We start from the raw sequence: 15,126 nt of genomic DNA, 5'->3' as shown, positions 1-15,126 counted from the left end.
GTCTGGAAGCAAGCAACTCGGGAGAACGTGATGTGCGCTGGATGGCTGTCGGCCGAGGCCTGCTGGCTCGGTCAGACGTTGGGGTTGAAACCGAACCCGTTGCGGCGTCGCCGGGACCGCATCGAGGCTGTCGTGCTCCTCGCACTGCTCGTCGTGGCGTTGGCAGTCGTGCCGTTGGGGGCGCTCGCGTGGGGCACGGCTTCCTACGAAGCGGATGCGCGGGCAGCGGCCACCACTCCGGTGCGGCATCAGGTGGAGGCGGTCGTGATCGCCGAGCCGCGCACGGAAGTCGTGGGTGTCAATTCCGACTTCCAGGTGACCCGGCACCGAGCCGAGGCGCGGTGGCCCGGGGCTGATGGCGTTCCGCAGGTCCAGACGATCGACGTGGGGCCGGGCAGCGAGGTCGGCAGCACGATCGCGGTGTGGATCGACGATGCCGGGCGCCTCGCGGAGGCGCCTCGGAGTGAGACGCAGCTTCGGGCGGCGGCCGTTGGGGGCGCCGTGGGAGTGGCCATGACCGGCGAGGCGGTGTGCGCGGCGTTGATCGCCTGCGTTCGGACTGCTGCCAATGCGCGTGCGGGCAGGGCGTGGAAACGAGAATGGGAGATCGTCGGGCCACAGTGGACTCGGCAGTACTGAGCGCTGTGCGGGCCTCGACGGGAATGCGAGCGGACATCATGGCCAGCCAACAACAACCGCTTGTGGTCGGGGTGGACGGCTCCGATGCCAGCGCGCGGGCATTGCGCTGGGCGTTGGGGGAGGCGCGCCGTCGTGGCACACCCGTGCACGCGCTCACGGTGTGGGAGTCACGCGCGGTCATGGCCGGACCCGCACCGCTGCTGATGAATCCGAACCTGGCACCGCACCACACGCGCGAACAGCACTGGCAGGACTTGACCCGGCTCGTGCGCGATTGCATGGGCACCGCGTCGAGCCCGGAGATCCATGCCGAGCTCGTCGAAGGCGACGCAGCCGAGGTCCTCGCGGACAGGTCAGCGGACGCCGCGATGCTGGTGATGGGAGATCGCGGGCGTGGCCGACTGGCGGATGCGGTGCTGGGCAGCACGGCCTTGCGCTGCATCCACCGCGCGCGGTGTCCGGTGGTGGTCGTGCCCGCCGGTGTGGAGTCGGATCCCGAGCCCGCCGGCGCGCAAAGCATCGACCCGGTGCTGGGCTGAGGGCGAAGAATCCGCACGACAGCTCACCGGTTGGCCGTCTGTCCGCTCTGCGGGCTGGAGGAGGCTCGGCTCAGCCCGTGCCTTCCGCACCGCGCACGACGGCAACCGGGCATGCGGCGTGGTGCAGTACGCCTGCCGCCACCGACCCCAGGAACAGGCCATCGAAACCTCCGCTCCCCCGGTGGCCCACGACGAGCAGCCGCGCATCACGCGCGGAGTCGGTCAGGACCGACACCGGGTGGCCTCGCTGCACCACCTCACGGGTTGTGACCTGCGGGTACTGTGCGCGCAGCGGCGCGGTCTGCTTCTCCAGCGCCTGCTCCACCTCGTGCTGCACGCGGTCCCGGTCAGGTGGTGCGAGCGGCGCCGCGAGCAACCCTTCCTCGTGCCACGCCTGCAGAACGACCAGATCGGCGTGCAGCCGGGCGGCTTCGGCGTAGGCGAACCGCAAGGCTTGCAGGCTGCACGGTGATTCGTCCACTCCCACGACCACCGGCCCCACGGTGATCGGGATGTCCTCGCGCACGACGACCACCGGGCAGGCAGCGTGAGTGGCCACGCCCGTGCTCACCCCGCCCAGCAGGGCGTCGGTGAAGCCGCCGTGCCCGTGCGCGCCGAGGACCACCAGCTGCGCTTGCGCACTGCGGTGCACCAGCTCCTCGACGGGATGGCCGGTGGCGACCTCTGCGGTGATCACGACGTCAGGGGTCTGCACGCGGCATTTCGCCGCGATCTTGTGCACCGCTTGCTCCGCGTGGTCGGCCCGGGTGGGGTCGTCGTTGACGATCACCAGCTGCAACCCGGCATTGCGCCGACTGGCCTCCGCAGCCGCCCAGTACGCCGCCTTCACAGATCCTTCAGAACCGTCCACGCCCGCTACGACGGGTTGCTCCGGTACCACCATGATGCCTCCTCACCTGCACTCGCCGCGTACGACGGCCACCGGGCACGACGCGTGCTGGATCACGCCGCCGGCGACCGAGCCCAGAAGTCCGGGGAACTCGCCCCTCCCACGATGGCCGACGACCAGCAGTCGCGCGTCGACGGCCGCCGCCGCCAGCTCGGCCACCGGGTGTCCGCGCTGGACGACTTCGCGGACCGGCACCTCCGGGTACTGCTCGGTCCACCCGGCGAGTTGCCGGACGAGGACTCGTTGCGCTTGCTCCCGCACCTCGGTCATCTCCAGGCTCAGCGTGGGCACGCTCGGGGCATAGCCGACGTCCCGCCACACGTGCACCGCCACGAGCCCGGCCGCGTGGCGTGCCGCGGCGTCGAAGGCGAATGCCAGCGCAGCGCGACTGTGCCGCGAATTGTCCAGCCCGACGACGACCGGGCCGGAGTCGCGGTGGTCCCGCACGACGACGACCGGGCAGTGCGCGTGCATGGCGACCTTGGTGCTGACCGATCCGATCAGGATCGCGCTCAGCGAGCTGTGCCCCCGTGCGCCGACGACGAGCAGCCGCGCCTCATTCGATCGCCGCACCAGGACGTCGGCCGGATGTCCGTGCACCACCTCCGGCGAGATCTCCAGACGTGGATGGCTGCTCGCCAACCGGTCCACCACGGCCGACACGGTCTCCCACGCCTCATCGTCACGCAGCGGATCACTGCTGGCCAGCACGAGGCGCAGCTCAGGTGCTCGGAGCAGGTCGGCCTCGTGGGCGGCCCACATCGCCGCACCGATCGAAGACGTGGAGCCGTCCACCCCCGCGAACACCGGCAAGTCCGCAGCCATGCTCACACCCCCATGCCCGTCGGCCCAGGTGAGCCACCTCCCGGGTACCCCGGATGTGCACCGGGAATAAGGCCGGTCGGCCCTAGTGGCGGGAGTTCAGCGCGACGGAGAGTGTTCCCGGATCCTCGGCCAGGAGGTCGCGATGGTTACGTTGAGCATCATCAAGGCCGACACAGGTGGTTTCGTCGGCCATTCCGCCGTGCACCCGGACATGGTGAGCGCGGCCAAGGAAGCCCTGAGCGCCGCCGTCACCGATCGGCTCCTGGTGGACGGGGCGACCGCCTGCTGCGGTGACGACCTGTCGTTGATCATGACCCACGAGCACGGCCCGGATGCCGAGGCGGTGCACTCCTTCGCCTGGGACGTCTTCCGGCAGACCACCCGGATCGCCCAGCAGCTCGGTCTGTACGGAGCCGGGCAGGACTTGCTGTCGGATGCCTTCAGCGGGAACCTGCGCGGCATGGGCCCGGGATACGCCGAACTGGAGTTCACCGAACGCCCGAGCGAGCCGGTGGTGTGCTTCCTGGCGGACAAGACCGAGCCGGGGGCGTGGAACCTTCCGTTGTACAAGGCATTCGCCGACCCGTTCAACACGGCCGGGCTGGTCATCGACTCCAAGATGCACGCCGGGTTCCGCTTCGAGGTCTACGACCTCTACGAGGAGAAGCGGATCTGGTTCGATTGCCCGCGCGAGCTCTACGAGATGCTCATGTTCATCGGCGCGCCCGCGCGGTACGTGATCCACTCGGTGGAGTCCAAGACGCTGCACGAACAGGCGGTGGCGACCTCCACGCAGCGGTTGTCGTTGATCGCGGGCAAGTACGTGGGCAAGGACGACCCGGTGATGATCGTGCGCTGCCAGTCCGGCCTGCCCGCGCTCGGCGAAGTGCTGGAGCCGTTCGCCTTCGCCTACACCGCAGGCGGGTGCATGCGCGGTTCGCACCACGCGCCGATGATGCCGGTCAGCGTCCGCGACGCGCACCCCGCTCGCTTCGACGGGCCACCGCGGGTGGTCGCTCTGGGTTTCCAGGTCCACGACGGCATGCTGATCGGACCTCGGGACCTCTTCGACGACCCCTCGTTCGACCGGGCCAGGGCGCAGACCAACGAAGTGATGGACTACCTGCGCCGCCACGGCCCGTTCGAACCGCACCGGTTGCCGCTGGAAGATCTGGAGTACACCACCATGGCAGAGCTGGAAGAGCGCTTGGCCGAACGGTGGCAGCCGATGCCCCAGGCCGCGGTGCCCGCGCCGCGCTGACTTGATCGCAGCAGGTTCTGCGCCACCTCACCACCTCGAAGCTCACGAGGTGGTGAGTGGGCTGCACACCGACGCGCATCGAGGGCTGACCACCGCGGAGGCTGATCGGCGGCGGGACCGCTTCGGCCCGAATGCGCTGCCCCGGTCGGCGGCGGCAGGCCCTGTCGTGCGGTTGCTCCGGCAGGTGCGCGATCCGCTGGTGTACGTGCTGCTGGTGGCAGGTGTCGTGACGCTGGCGCTCGGTGAAGGCGTGGACGCCAGCGTCATCTTCGGCGTTGTCGTGCTGAACATGATCATCGGGTTCGTGGAGGAGTCGAAGGCCGAATCCGCGCTGGACGCATTGCGGAAGATGGTGCGCGCCGAGGCACGAGCGCTCCGTGAGGGCCGTGCCTGGACCATCCCGGCTGAGGACCTGGTTCCCGGTGACATCGTGCTGGTCGAGGCCGGTGACCAGGTACCCGCAGATCTGCGAGTGATCCGCGCGGCCGACCTGCACGTCGACGAGTCCGCGCTGACCGGCGAATCGGTGCCGGTGGTCAAGGAACATCCGGCCCTGCCCGAGCCCACGGTGGTGGCGGATCGCCACAACATGCTGCATTCGGGCACCCTGGTCACCGCCGGGTCCGGCGTCGGCGTCACGGTGGCCACCGGTGCCGCTACTGAACTGGGCAGGATCTACCGGTTGGTCGGTGCGGCGGAGAAACTGGCGACTCCGCTGACTCGCAAGCTCGCCTGGTTCAGCAAGATCCTGACCGTCGCGATCCTGGCGCTGGCGGGGGTGACGTTCGGCATCGGGGTGGCCCGCGGGCAAAGCGCGGTGGAGATGTTCACCGCAGCCGTCGCGCTGGCCGTCGGAGCGATCCCCGAGGGACTGCCGGCGGCGGTCACCATCACGCTGGCCATCGGAGTCGGCCGGATGGCCCGGCGGCGCGCGGTGATCCGACGCCTGCCCGCGGTCGAAACACTGGGCAGCACGACCGTGATCGGGTCGGACAAGACCGGCACGCTCACGGAGAACCAGATGACCGTGCAGTGCGTGTGGACTCCTGATGGCCGGTTCGAGGTCACCGGCTCGGGCTACTCACCGGACGGCGAAGTCGTCGGTCGGACACGCTCCGAGGCGCTGCGGTGGTGCCTGCTCGCCGGCGCGGGCTGCAACGACGCCGCGCTCGCCCAACGCGACGGCCGTCCCATCGCCGTCGGCGACCCCACCGAAGCAGCCATGTTGGTGGTCGCGCACAAGGCGGACCTGGAACTCCACGACGCCGAGCTCACCCGGGTCGCGACGATTCCCTTCACCTCCCACCGCCAGTACATGGCGACCCTGCACGAGATGCCCGACGGCGACGGGAGGGTGGTGCTGGCCAAGGGTGCGGTGGAGCGAGTTCTCGCGTTGTGCGGCGCGGAGATGGCCGCTGACGGCACCCATCGGCCGGTCGATCGACGCGCTGTGCTGGCCGCGGCCGAGGAACTCGCCGGAACCGGGCTTCGGGTACTGGCCACGGCCATGAAACCTGCTGCGCCACAAGACGATCTCGCGGAGGCTTCGATGTCCGGGACGCTCGTCCTCACCGGGCTGCAGGCCATGTTCGACCCGCCACGCGGTCATGCCGCCGACGCCGTGCGCGCCTGCCGCGACGCCGGGATCAAGGTCGCGATGATCACCGGTGATCACGCGGGAACGGCCACTGCGATCGCGACGCGCATCGGATTGCTCGACGCCAGCACGCACGCGGAGACCCTCACCGGTGCCGATCTGGCGGCCCTGCCGGAGCAGGAGTGGCCGGCTGCGGTGGACCGGGCCTCGGTGTTCGCGCGGGTCTCACCCGAGCAGAAGCTCCGCTTGGTCAAGGCGCTCCAGGCCCGTGGTCATGTGGTGGCGATGACCGGCGACGGCGTCAACGATGCCCCGGCACTGCGCCAGGCCGACATCGGAGTCGCGATGGGCCTCAGCGGGACCGAAGTCGCCAAAGAAGCCGCCGACATGGTGCTCACCGATGACGACTTCGCCACGATCGAGGCTGCCGTGGAGGAAGGCCGCGGCGCCTTCGACAACCTCACCAAGTTCATCGTGTGGACCCTGCCGACGAACATGGCAGAGGGGCTGGTCATCCTCGCGGCCATCGTCGCCGGTTCCGCCCTGCCGATCCTGCCCACCCAAATCCTGTGGATCAACATGACCACTGCCGTCGCCCTCGGCCTCATGCTCGCCTTCGAGCCCAAGGAGGCGGGCAGCATGCAGCGTCCGCCGCGCGACCCGGGCACACCGTTGCTCACCGGAGCCCTGGTCCAGCGAATCCTGCTTGTCTCGGTGCTGCTGGTCGGCGGCGCGTGGTGGCTGTTCGAATGGACGCAAGCCACCGGAGCAACGCTGCCCGAGGCCAGGACCGCGGCCGTGAACTTCTTCGTCGCCGTGGAAGTCGCGTACCTGTTCAGCTGCCGGTCGCTGAACCGCTCGATCTGGAGCATCGGCGTTCTCGGCAACCGCTGGGTCGTGGGCGGCGTGGCGGTCCAAGCTGCCGGGCAGCTCGCGATCACCTACCTGCCGGTGTTCAACTCCTTGTTCCACACCGCCCCCATCGGCATCGACCTGTGGTCGCTCGTCCTCGGGCTGTCTCTGCTGGCATGGCTGGTCATCGCCGCCGACAAGCGTTTGCGACGCCACTTCGACCAGGCAAATCCCGCACGACCCCCGGTCTTCCACGACCAGCGTTGAGCATCCCGCCGAATGAACTGTGCGTCACGGCGGCTAGGCACCTCAGGCGAGTGGGGCGGGAGGCTTGTCAGAGCCACGTCTCGATCGCCAGGAGGTCTCGCATGGAGATGACTCCCACGACCGCAGGGCCTCGTTTGACAGGCAGGTGACGAACGCCGGCATCGAGCATCCGGCGCGCGACGTCCCGGATGTCTTCCTCGACGGCGGCTGTTTCGAGTTGGTGGGAGGCGAACGCCGTGGCTGTGGTCTGCCGGGGGTCGGCTTGTTCCGCGATTGCCCGGACGAGGTCTCGTTCGGAGATGATGCCGATGATCCGGTCGCCGTCGAGCACGGCGAGTGCTCCGACGTGGTCAGCGGTCATCCTCCGCGCGACGTCGGCGAGCGCATCCGTCGCGTCGCAGGTGAGTGTTCCAGGGTGGAAGACTTCCTCGACTCGCATGGCTTCACCTTCTCCGTCTCAGTGCCGTTCGGCGGCTAGGTGGGCGGCTGGCGTTTGGTCACGGTGACCTGGCGGGTGCCTAGGGTCGCCAGTGCCACCGCCCGGGCGACCTCGCGCGCATGCGGGTCGTCGACCGGGTCGGTGATCATGACCGCGCCATCGCGCACCGCGACCGGCCACTGCTCGAACCCGCCGCACCGGTCGAGGTTGCGGCGGATGTCGCTGCGGATCACAGCGTCGTCACGGGCGAGCCCGCGCATCAGGTCACGCCTGGTGACGATGCCGACGACGATTCCGTTCTGGACGACGGGAACGGTGCGCAGGTTGTGCTTGAGCATCGTTTCGGCGATGTCGGCGCAGTCGGTGTCCGGCGCCGCAGCACGCACCTTCTTGGTCATGACCTGGCTGACGAGGGTGGGCGGCGTGCTCGTCCGGACATCGCGGACGCGGCTGCGGGGGTCGTGGGCGATCGCGTCTCTGATCAGGTCGGCCTCGGTCACGATGCCGATGAGCACGCCGTCATCGTCGACGACTGGTGCGGCCGTGAAACCGCGTTCGGCCAGCACCCCGCTTGCGGTCCTGATCGAGTCGAAGCCGCGGACGGTGACGACCGGCCGTGACATGACGTCTCCGGCTTGCATCGTGCCTCCCGACTGAATCCGCCGCAGCGGAGTTGGCCGCGGTCGCCACTCTGCCCGGTGCAGCCGCCGTCCGGGAGGGTCGATCGGCCTCGATGCGCCTCCCGTGTGAGAAGCGCGTGGTGCCAGGGGCCGTTGGGCCCTTGGTAACCCCAAGTTCTTTCGCGATTCTGGGGTATCGAGCCGCACTTCTGCGAGACGTCGTGTCGAACACGCAGGAGCGGGCCGACGACGCCCGCGTCGGCGGCATCGGCGGTGACGCTGATCCGCGATCGGGCGCAGATCGAAGGAGATGGGGAACATGGCACACGCGGGACACGGGGGCGTCCACTACCCGACGGCTCGGGAGTCCTGGGCCGGTGGCGTGGAGTTGTTCGCCGCCGTCATGATGATCATCGTCGGGATGTTCCACGTCATCGTCGGGCTCACGGCGATCCTGCAGAGTTCGTACTACGTCGTCACGGCGAACTACGCCTTCACCTTCGAGGTCACGGCCTGGGGCTGGGTGCACCTGGTGCTGGGCGTCCTGATCGCGATCACAGGTATCGCGTTGACTATGGGCCAGTCCTGGGCGCGGGTCGTCGGCATGATCATCGCCGGTCTCAGCGCGCTGGGGAACTTCTTGTTCATCCCGTACGAGCCGGTGTGGTCGCTGCTCATCATCGCGATCGACGTCGCCGTGATCTGGGCGCTGGCCGTGGATCTTCGCGAAGGTGCGCCGCGCAGAACTGTTGTCGAGAAGTAGTCGAACACATCCCGCCGCGTGCCGGGAGGGTGACCGCACTACGCGCGCCCCGGTTGCGCTCACACATGCTGTTCGGCATGTTCAGGCCGGATTCGGACGGCGGTGACCTTGTACTCCGGGCAGCCGGTGGCGGTGTCGGTGTGCGGCGAGGTGAGGTCGTTGACGGCGGCCTCCGGGAAGTGGAAGGCGGCGAACACCTGGCCGGGTGCCACGTCACGAGTGAGGTGCGCGGTCAGGGTGGTCCGACCCCACCGGCTGGCGATGGTCACGTCCGAGCCGTCCACTACGTGCAGGTGCGCGGCGTCGACCGGGTGGAGTTCGAGCGTTTCGGCGGGAAGCAGTTCGGCGTTCGGGGTGCGGCGGGTCATGGACCCGGTGTTGTAGTGCACGAGCCGTCGACCCGTGATCAGGAGGTACGGGAATTCGCCGTCGGGTTGTTCCCCTGGCGGGAGGTAGGGGCGGGCGGCGAGCGCGGCGCGACCGTCCGGCGTGGCGAACCGGTCGAGGTGGAGCACCGCCTCGCCGGGCTGATCGAGGGTCCTGCAGGGCCAGTGCAGGGGGCCTTCGGCGTCGAGCCGCTGGTGAGACAGGCCGGCGAAGACCGGCGTCAACGACGCGCATTCGGCGAGCGCGTCTGCAGGGGTGCGGCAGCCCAGATCGATCTCCATCGCGTCGGCGATGCGGTGCAGGATGTCGAAGTCACTGGTCGCACCTCCCGGTGGGACGACGGCTGGGCGTACCCGTTGGAAGCGGCGGTCGAAGTTGACGAAGGTGCCGTCCTTCTCCAGGAACGAGGCCGCCGGCAGAACGACGTCGGCGTGCTCGGCCGTTCGGGACGGGAACACGTCGTGGCAGACCACCAGGTCGCAGGCTCGCAGGGCGTCGCGGACGTGGGCGGCATTGGGATCGCTTTGCACGATGTCCTCGCCGATGACGTGAATCGCTTTCAGCTCGCCTGCGATAGCCGCGTCGAACATCTGCGGGATCCGCAGGCCCGGGCGCTCCGGTACCGTGTGTCCCCAGATCGCCGCGAACCGGTCGCGGATCGCGGGGTCGGTGACGGGCTGGTATCCGGGCAGGACGTCCGGGAGCGCTCCCATGTCGGAGGCGCCTTGGACGTTGTTCTGCCCTCGCAGCGGCAAGATCCCGCAACAGCCAGGGGTACCGACTGCGCCGCGGAGCAGGGCCAGGTTGGTCAGGGTTCGCACGCCGTCTGTGCCGTGGGCGTGTTCGGTGATGCCCAGGCCGTAGACGATGACGGGACGCTGCGCTCGCCCGAACAGCCGCGCAGCGTCGATCAGGTCCGCAGCCCGCACATCGGCGATCTCGGAGGCAAGGTCTGGCCGGTAGTCCTCGACCAGCCTCGCGAGCTCGGCGAAGCCCGTGGTGCGCTGGTTCAGGAATTCGTGGTCGAGGTGGTCCTCGGCGATCAGCACGTGGGCCAGTGCGTTGAAGACGGCGACGTTGGAGCCGGGCCGGGCTTGCAGGTGGACGTCGGCGAGCGCGGCGAGTTCGGTGCACCGGGGGTCGATGACGACGAGGCGGGCCCCGGCCAGGACGCGTTGCTTGATGCGGGCTCCGACGACGGGATGGGCTTCGGTGGGGTTGGCGCCGGCGAGCAGGATGCAGTCGGCGTGGTCGAGGTCGTCGAGCGGGTTGGTGCCGCCGGCCAGGCCGAGGGAAGCGGTGAGCCCGGCCGCCGAGGGCGCGTGGCACAGGCGCGAGCAGTTGTCGATGCTGTTGGCGCCGATGGCGGTGCGGATGAACTTCTGCGCCAGGTAGTTCTCCTCGTTGGTCGCCCGCGCGGAGGAGATCATGGCGATGGCGTCCGGTCCGTGCCGGTCCCTGATCGAGGTCAACCGGTCGGCGACCACGGCGATGACGTCGTCCCAGGTGGTTTCGACGAGTTGTCCGCCTCGGCGGACCAGCGGGGCGGTGAGCCGGTCGTCGGCGCGACCGAAGGTGTGCGCGAACCGGCCCTTGATGCAGGCGTGGCCGCGATTGACCGGGGCCCCGCGCGTTGGGGTGATCGCGGCGATCTCCCCATCGCGGGTGTGGACGTCCAGGGTGCAGCCCACACCGCAGTAGCCGCAGGTGGTCGTGGTCGTCGTCGTGACGGGGCGGAGGTCGAGCAGCCCGGGTTCGGACAGCGCTCCGGTGGGGCAGCTGTCCGTGCACCCGCCGCACCCGACGCAGGGCGAGGACGCCCAAGGCCCGCCGTCGCCTGCGGTGACGACCGTGTCGAAGCCGCGACCGGTGAGCTCGAGGGCGAAGGTGCCCTGGACCTCTGCGCACATGGCAACGCACCGGCCGCAGGCGATGCACAGGTCGCGGTCGAGCTTGACGTACGGGTGGGAGTGGTCGGTGCCGCGATGGTGCGTGGCGCCGGCGAAGCTGCTGGCCGTGATGCCGAAGTGGGCGCAGGCCCGGACGAGTTCACTGCGCTGGGCGGGGGCGTCCAGGGCACGTGCGGGCAGTTCGGAGACGATCAGTTCCACCGCGCCCTTGGCCGCCTGCCGGGCAACGGGATCGTCGAGGCTGACGCGCATGCCCTCCGAGGCGGGAGTGGTGCAGGCGGCCACGACGTGCCCATTCGCCCGTACCAGGCAGGTCCGGCACGACCCGCGTGGCGACAACCGCTCGTCGTTGCAGAGCGCGGGCAGTTCGCGCTGGGCGGCGTGCACGGCACCGAGCACGCTGGTGCCGTCCAGAACCTCCACGGTGGTCTCGTTGATGTGCACGCGCATCAGGCATCTCCTGAGGTGAGCTCGTCCCGGTAGACGCGCAGCAGGCTGCGCACCGCTGCGGGCACACCCCGGCCGAAGGCGCACATGCTCGCGACGGACATCACCTCCAGCAGCTTCTCGTGCTGGGAGAGGATCTGTTCGGAGCCGGTCGGGAAGTTCGCGGCCATCTCCCGGCCGCGGCGGGTCCCGACGCGGCACGGTGTGCAGGCGCCGCAGCTTTCGGCTGCGGCGAAGCTCCACACGTGCTGGAGCAGTTCCCGTGCGGTGATCTGGTCGTCGATGGCGACGAGACTGCCGTGCCCGAGAGCCACACCGGCCTTGGACAGGGCCTCGGCGAGCAGCGGGACGTCCAGGTCATCGGGGGAGAGGAAACCTCCGAGCGGCCCGCCGATCTGCAGGGCCCGAAGCCGGAATCCGGGTTTGAGGCCACCACCGAGGGTGTCGACGAGGTAGCGCAGCGGGACGCCGAACTCGACCTCGTACACGCCGGGATGCCGGAATCGCTGGCTCAGGCACACGAGCTTGGTCCCGGTTTCCCGCTGGTCGCCGAGCTTGGCGTAGGTGGCGCCTCCGTGGCGCAGCACCCACGGCACCGCGGCGAGGGTCTCGACGTTGTTCACCGCGGTGGGAAGACCGGCAAGCCCGGATTCGGTCGGATACGGAGGCCGGGGCCGGACGCCGCCGCGCAGTCCTTGCAGGGCGTGCAGCAGCGCGGTTTCCTCGCCCGCTACGTAGGAACCGGCGCCCTGCACGACCTCGACGTCGAAGTCGAACGACGAGCCGTGCACACCGCACCCCAGGTGCCCTGCGGCACGTGCGGCCTCCACTGCGGCTTGCATCCGCGCGACGGCGACCGGGTACTCGGATCGCACGAACACCACACCCCGGCTCGCGCCGGTCGCGAAGCCGGCCAGCGCCAGTCCTTCGAGGACGCGGTCGGGATCGCTCTCCATCAGCAGCCGGTCGCAGAACGAACCCGGGTCGCCCTCATCGCCGTTGGCCACCACGAACCTCGGGCCCGGACTGCGCGCTGCCGACCGCCACTTGTCGGCGACCGGGAACTCCGCGCCGCCCCGACCCCGCAGCCCGGCCAACGCCACTTCAGCGCGAACCGCGCCGGGAGATTCCGCGGTCACCACGTGCGGCCACACCTGCCAGGAGCGTACCTCCCCCGTCAGTCCAGCGAGGACCACGGCGTTGCGGCTGGCCACGCGGTAGGGGATCGCGGGTGCCGCCGCGACCGGGTGCTCGGCGGCCAGCAACCGCTCACCGAGATCAGGACCGGTGATCGGGGTGTGCCCGTCCAGCGCGGTCGGCGAGGCGTAGCAGTAGCCGAGGCAGTGCACCTCGGTCAGCGACACCGAGCCGTCGGGACTCGTGTGTCCGGGAGCGACGCCCAGCGCGGCCTCCGCCAGCGGCACGGTGTGAGCACCCGCCGACACGAAGCACGAGGTACCCGCGCAGATCCGCACGTGACGGGTGCCGCGCGCCCCGCCGAAGTCCGCGTAGAACCCCGCGGCTCCGGCCACTGCCGCCACCGGCAACCGGAACTCCTCGGCGATGGCGTGCAGCTCCCGCCGGTCGACTCGGCCGTGGTCGGCCGTCGCGTCGTGCAGCCGCTGGAGCACCCCGGTTTCCTCGCTCCCGAACCGCCGCTCCCAATCGGCGAACGCATCTCGCCCCATGTCTCTCCCTCATCACCGAACAGGTGATCAGCCGGGCACCACCGCCACCGGGCACGGCGCGTGGTGCAGCACACCCCTGGCCACCGAGCCCACCAGCAAACCGGTGAACCCGCCGAGTCCGCGGTGGCCGACCACGAGCAGCTGCGCCTGGTGCGCCGCCTCCCGCAGCGCCTGCACCGGTGGAATGTTCGACACGACCCGGCGCACCGGTACGTCCGGGAAATCCCCGGCCACGGCGGACACCTGGTCGGCGAGGCTCTGGTTGGCGGCTGCGACCAGCTCGTCGCGATCCGGGTGGTCGTAGGGGCCGGGGATGAAGTAGGCGTTCGGCAGCGCCTGCACCGCGACCAGTTCGACGTGGCGCCGAGCGGCCGCCTCGAAGGCGAAGCGCAAGGCCGCTCGGCTCCCGGTCGAACCGTCGATGCCGACGACGACAGGTCCTGATTCCGGCGGGGGCGTGCCGGGCACGACGACCACCGGCGTGGACGCATGAGTGGCCACCGCGGCGCTGGTGGAACCGAGCAGCGTCTCCCGGAACGCACCCTGCCCGCGAGAACCCACCACGACCAGCAACGCGGAAGCCGATCGGCGCACCAGCTCCTCGGCGGGATGGCCGAGACTGACCTCGTCAGTGATCTCCAGCTCGGGCGCCGCCTGCCGGCAGCTGCCGCTGATGTCGTGCACCACCGCCTTGGCGTCCGGCTCACGGGTGGGGTCGTTGTTCACCAGGACCAGGTGCAGCGGGACCGACAGGCGGACCGCTTCGCCTGCCGCCCACAGCGCCGCTTGCAAGGACGGCCCGGAACCGTCCACGCCGACCACGACCGACTGCTTCGTCCGCGCCATCTGCCTGCCCCCGCCACGCTGGTACGACAAACCACGCTGCCAATCGCGACCGTTCTGCTGGTAGGGCCGATGGGCTCTACCTGTGACCGGCATGTTCTCGAGCCCCGGCGGGTACACCTCGCAACGTCGAGCCATCGAGCGGCTGCCGGGGATGGGAAGGTCATGAACGAGAGCAAGCCACAGATCCTGGTCGGTGTCGACGGATCGGCCGGATCCCGGGCGGCGCTGCGGTGGGCGCTGCGCTACGCCGAGCTCAGCGGCGGGCGTGTCGTCGCGCTGATCGCCTGCGCGATTCCCGCGCTGATCGATGTAGCGCTGATGCTGGAGGACGACGTCGCCGCCAATGCGAAACGGGAACTGGAGAAAGCCGTGGAGGAAACCCGCGCTCTGCTCGGAACACGGCTTCCGGTGGAACAACGAGTGGTGCGCGACCACGCCGCGCGAGCGTTGCTGGACGAGGCGCGAGAGCAGGACGTGGATCTGCTGGTGGTGGGACATCGAGGACACGGCGGGTTCATCGAGGCGCTGCTGGGCTCGGTGAGCCAGCACTGCGTCCACCACGCTCCGTGCCCGGTCGTCGTCGTCCGTCACCGATCCTGATGCACGGCAACGCCGATCGATTCACTTCCCCGTGCGTGCTACTGGGATCTCCTTGCGCGTCTCGGTTTCCCGCCGTGGCATGTGGATGGTGAGAATGCCCGCTTCGTACTCGGCTTTGATGTCGTCGGTGCTGCAACTGGCTGGTAGCAGGAGTGTGCGGCTGAAGCTGCCGTAGTAGAACTCGCTGTGCCGTTCGGTGCGCTCTTCGTGCTTGCGCTCGGCGTCGATCTTGAGCTGGTTTCCTTCGACGCTGATGTGGATGTCCTTGTCGGGGTCCACGCCGGGCAGTTCGCAGCGGACGACGAGTTCGTCCTTCTCGGCGTAGGTCTCCACGCGCATCGCGTGGCGTTCGCCGAACGGCCACTCGGTTTCGAGCATCTGGAAGATGTCCGGCAGGCCACGGCCCGGCCGGGGCAACAAGCTGGTCATGGTGCCTCCTCAACGACGGATGAACCCTTCTCAGGATCTGTCCTCGTCGTGAGGCGGACTAGGGCCGACCGGCCCGTTCCCCACCACGCGCATCGCGGGCCGAGATG

At 69.6% G+C, this 15,126-nt stretch carries 14 protein-coding genes; 6 read left to right on the top strand and 8 right to left on the bottom strand.

Features of this window, described 5'->3' with window-relative positions; translation table 11 throughout:
- Positions 1-30: 30 nt before the first annotated feature.
- Together OU416_RS09560 and OU416_RS09555 are read left to right on the top strand one after the other, a co-directional pair.
- Positions 31-639, top strand: a complete 609-nt coding sequence (locus OU416_RS09560) for an Rv1733c family protein (RefSeq protein WP_270926508.1) — start codon at positions 31-33, stop codon at positions 637-639.
- Positions 640-677: 38 nt separating this feature from the next.
- Positions 678-1,178, top strand: coding sequence for a universal stress protein (locus OU416_RS09555; protein WP_270926507.1), 501 nt, complete (start codon positions 678-680; stop codon positions 1,176-1,178).
- 70 nt (positions 1,179-1,248) lie between these two features.
- Here the strand turns inward: OU416_RS09555 and OU416_RS09550 are convergent, their stop codons facing one another.
- Positions 1,249-2,082 carry a universal stress protein gene (locus OU416_RS09550; RefSeq protein WP_270926506.1) on the bottom strand — a complete coding sequence of 278 codons (834 nt, stop codon included), beginning with the start codon at positions 2,080-2,082 and terminating at the stop codon, positions 1,249-1,251.
- 9 nt (positions 2,083-2,091) lie between these two features.
- Positions 2,092-2,913, bottom strand: a complete 822-nt coding sequence (locus OU416_RS09545) for a universal stress protein (RefSeq protein WP_270926505.1) — start codon at positions 2,911-2,913, stop codon at positions 2,092-2,094.
- Between the two features lie 142 nt (positions 2,914-3,055).
- On the opposite strand from OU416_RS09545, the gene fbp reads away from it, so the two are divergent.
- Positions 3,056-4,174 (top strand): fructose-1,6-bisphosphate aldolase/phosphatase, encoded by a 1,119-nt coding sequence (fbp, locus tag OU416_RS09540; protein WP_270926504.1) that lies wholly within the window; start codon positions 3,056-3,058, stop codon positions 4,172-4,174.
- Between the two features lies 1 nt (position 4,175).
- The gene (locus OU416_RS09535) at positions 4,176-6,890 is read left to right on the top strand and encodes a cation-translocating P-type ATPase (protein WP_270926503.1); all 2,715 of its coding nucleotides are present in this window, start codon (positions 4,176-4,178) and stop codon (positions 6,888-6,890) included.
- A 67-nt stretch (positions 6,891-6,957) separates the two neighbouring features.
- Here OU416_RS09535 and OU416_RS09530 read toward each other — a convergent pair whose 3' ends face one another.
- Positions 6,958-7,329, bottom strand: coding sequence for a CBS domain-containing protein (locus OU416_RS09530; RefSeq protein WP_270926502.1), 372 nt, complete (start codon positions 7,327-7,329; stop codon positions 6,958-6,960).
- Positions 7,330-7,364: 35 nt separating this feature from the next.
- A complete protein-coding gene (locus OU416_RS09525) occupies positions 7,365-7,952 on the bottom strand; it encodes a CBS domain-containing protein (RefSeq protein WP_270926501.1) in 588 nt (195 codons plus the stop codon).
- Between the two features lie 316 nt (positions 7,953-8,268).
- Between OU416_RS09525 and OU416_RS09520 the strand changes: the two genes are divergently transcribed.
- Positions 8,269-8,712 (top strand): DUF7144 family membrane protein, encoded by a 444-nt coding sequence (locus tag OU416_RS09520; protein ID WP_270926500.1) that lies wholly within the window; start codon positions 8,269-8,271, stop codon positions 8,710-8,712.
- 59 nt (positions 8,713-8,771) lie between these two features.
- Here OU416_RS09520 and fdhF read toward each other — a convergent pair whose 3' ends face one another.
- The 3 genes from fdhF to OU416_RS09505 are packed head-to-tail and all read right to left on the bottom strand — an operon-like array spanning position 8,772 to position 13,990.
- Complete coding sequence (gene fdhF, locus OU416_RS09515; protein WP_270926499.1) at positions 8,772-11,459, bottom strand: formate dehydrogenase subunit alpha; 2,688 nt, start codon at positions 11,457-11,459, stop codon at positions 8,772-8,774.
- On the bottom strand, positions 11,459-13,144 hold the full coding sequence (locus OU416_RS09510; protein WP_270926498.1) for an NAD(P)H-dependent oxidoreductase subunit E: 1,686 nt from the start codon (positions 13,142-13,144) through the stop codon (positions 11,459-11,461). The genes fdhF and OU416_RS09510 overlap by 1 nt, the downstream gene beginning before the upstream one ends.
- Before the next feature lie 27 nt (positions 13,145-13,171).
- A complete protein-coding gene (locus OU416_RS09505) occupies positions 13,172-13,990 on the bottom strand; it encodes a universal stress protein (protein ID WP_270926497.1) in 819 nt (272 codons plus the stop codon).
- Positions 13,991-14,152: 162 nt separating this feature from the next.
- Between OU416_RS09505 and OU416_RS09500 the strand changes: the two genes are divergently transcribed.
- On the top strand, positions 14,153-14,590 hold the full coding sequence (locus OU416_RS09500; protein ID WP_270926496.1) for a universal stress protein: 438 nt from the start codon (positions 14,153-14,155) through the stop codon (positions 14,588-14,590).
- A gap of 21 nt (positions 14,591-14,611) precedes the next feature.
- Here OU416_RS09500 and OU416_RS09495 read toward each other — a convergent pair whose 3' ends face one another.
- Positions 14,612-15,019 (bottom strand): Hsp20/alpha crystallin family protein, encoded by a 408-nt coding sequence (locus OU416_RS09495; protein WP_270926495.1) that lies wholly within the window; start codon positions 15,017-15,019, stop codon positions 14,612-14,614.
- Positions 15,020-15,126 lie beyond the last annotated feature (107 nt).

The organism is Saccharopolyspora indica, assembly GCF_027853965.1.
GTDB lineage: Bacteria > Actinomycetota > Actinomycetes > Mycobacteriales > Pseudonocardiaceae > Saccharopolyspora > Saccharopolyspora indica.
The sequence above is the reverse complement of the archived record's forward strand: the minus strand, read 5'-3'. Positions and strand labels throughout refer to the sequence as shown.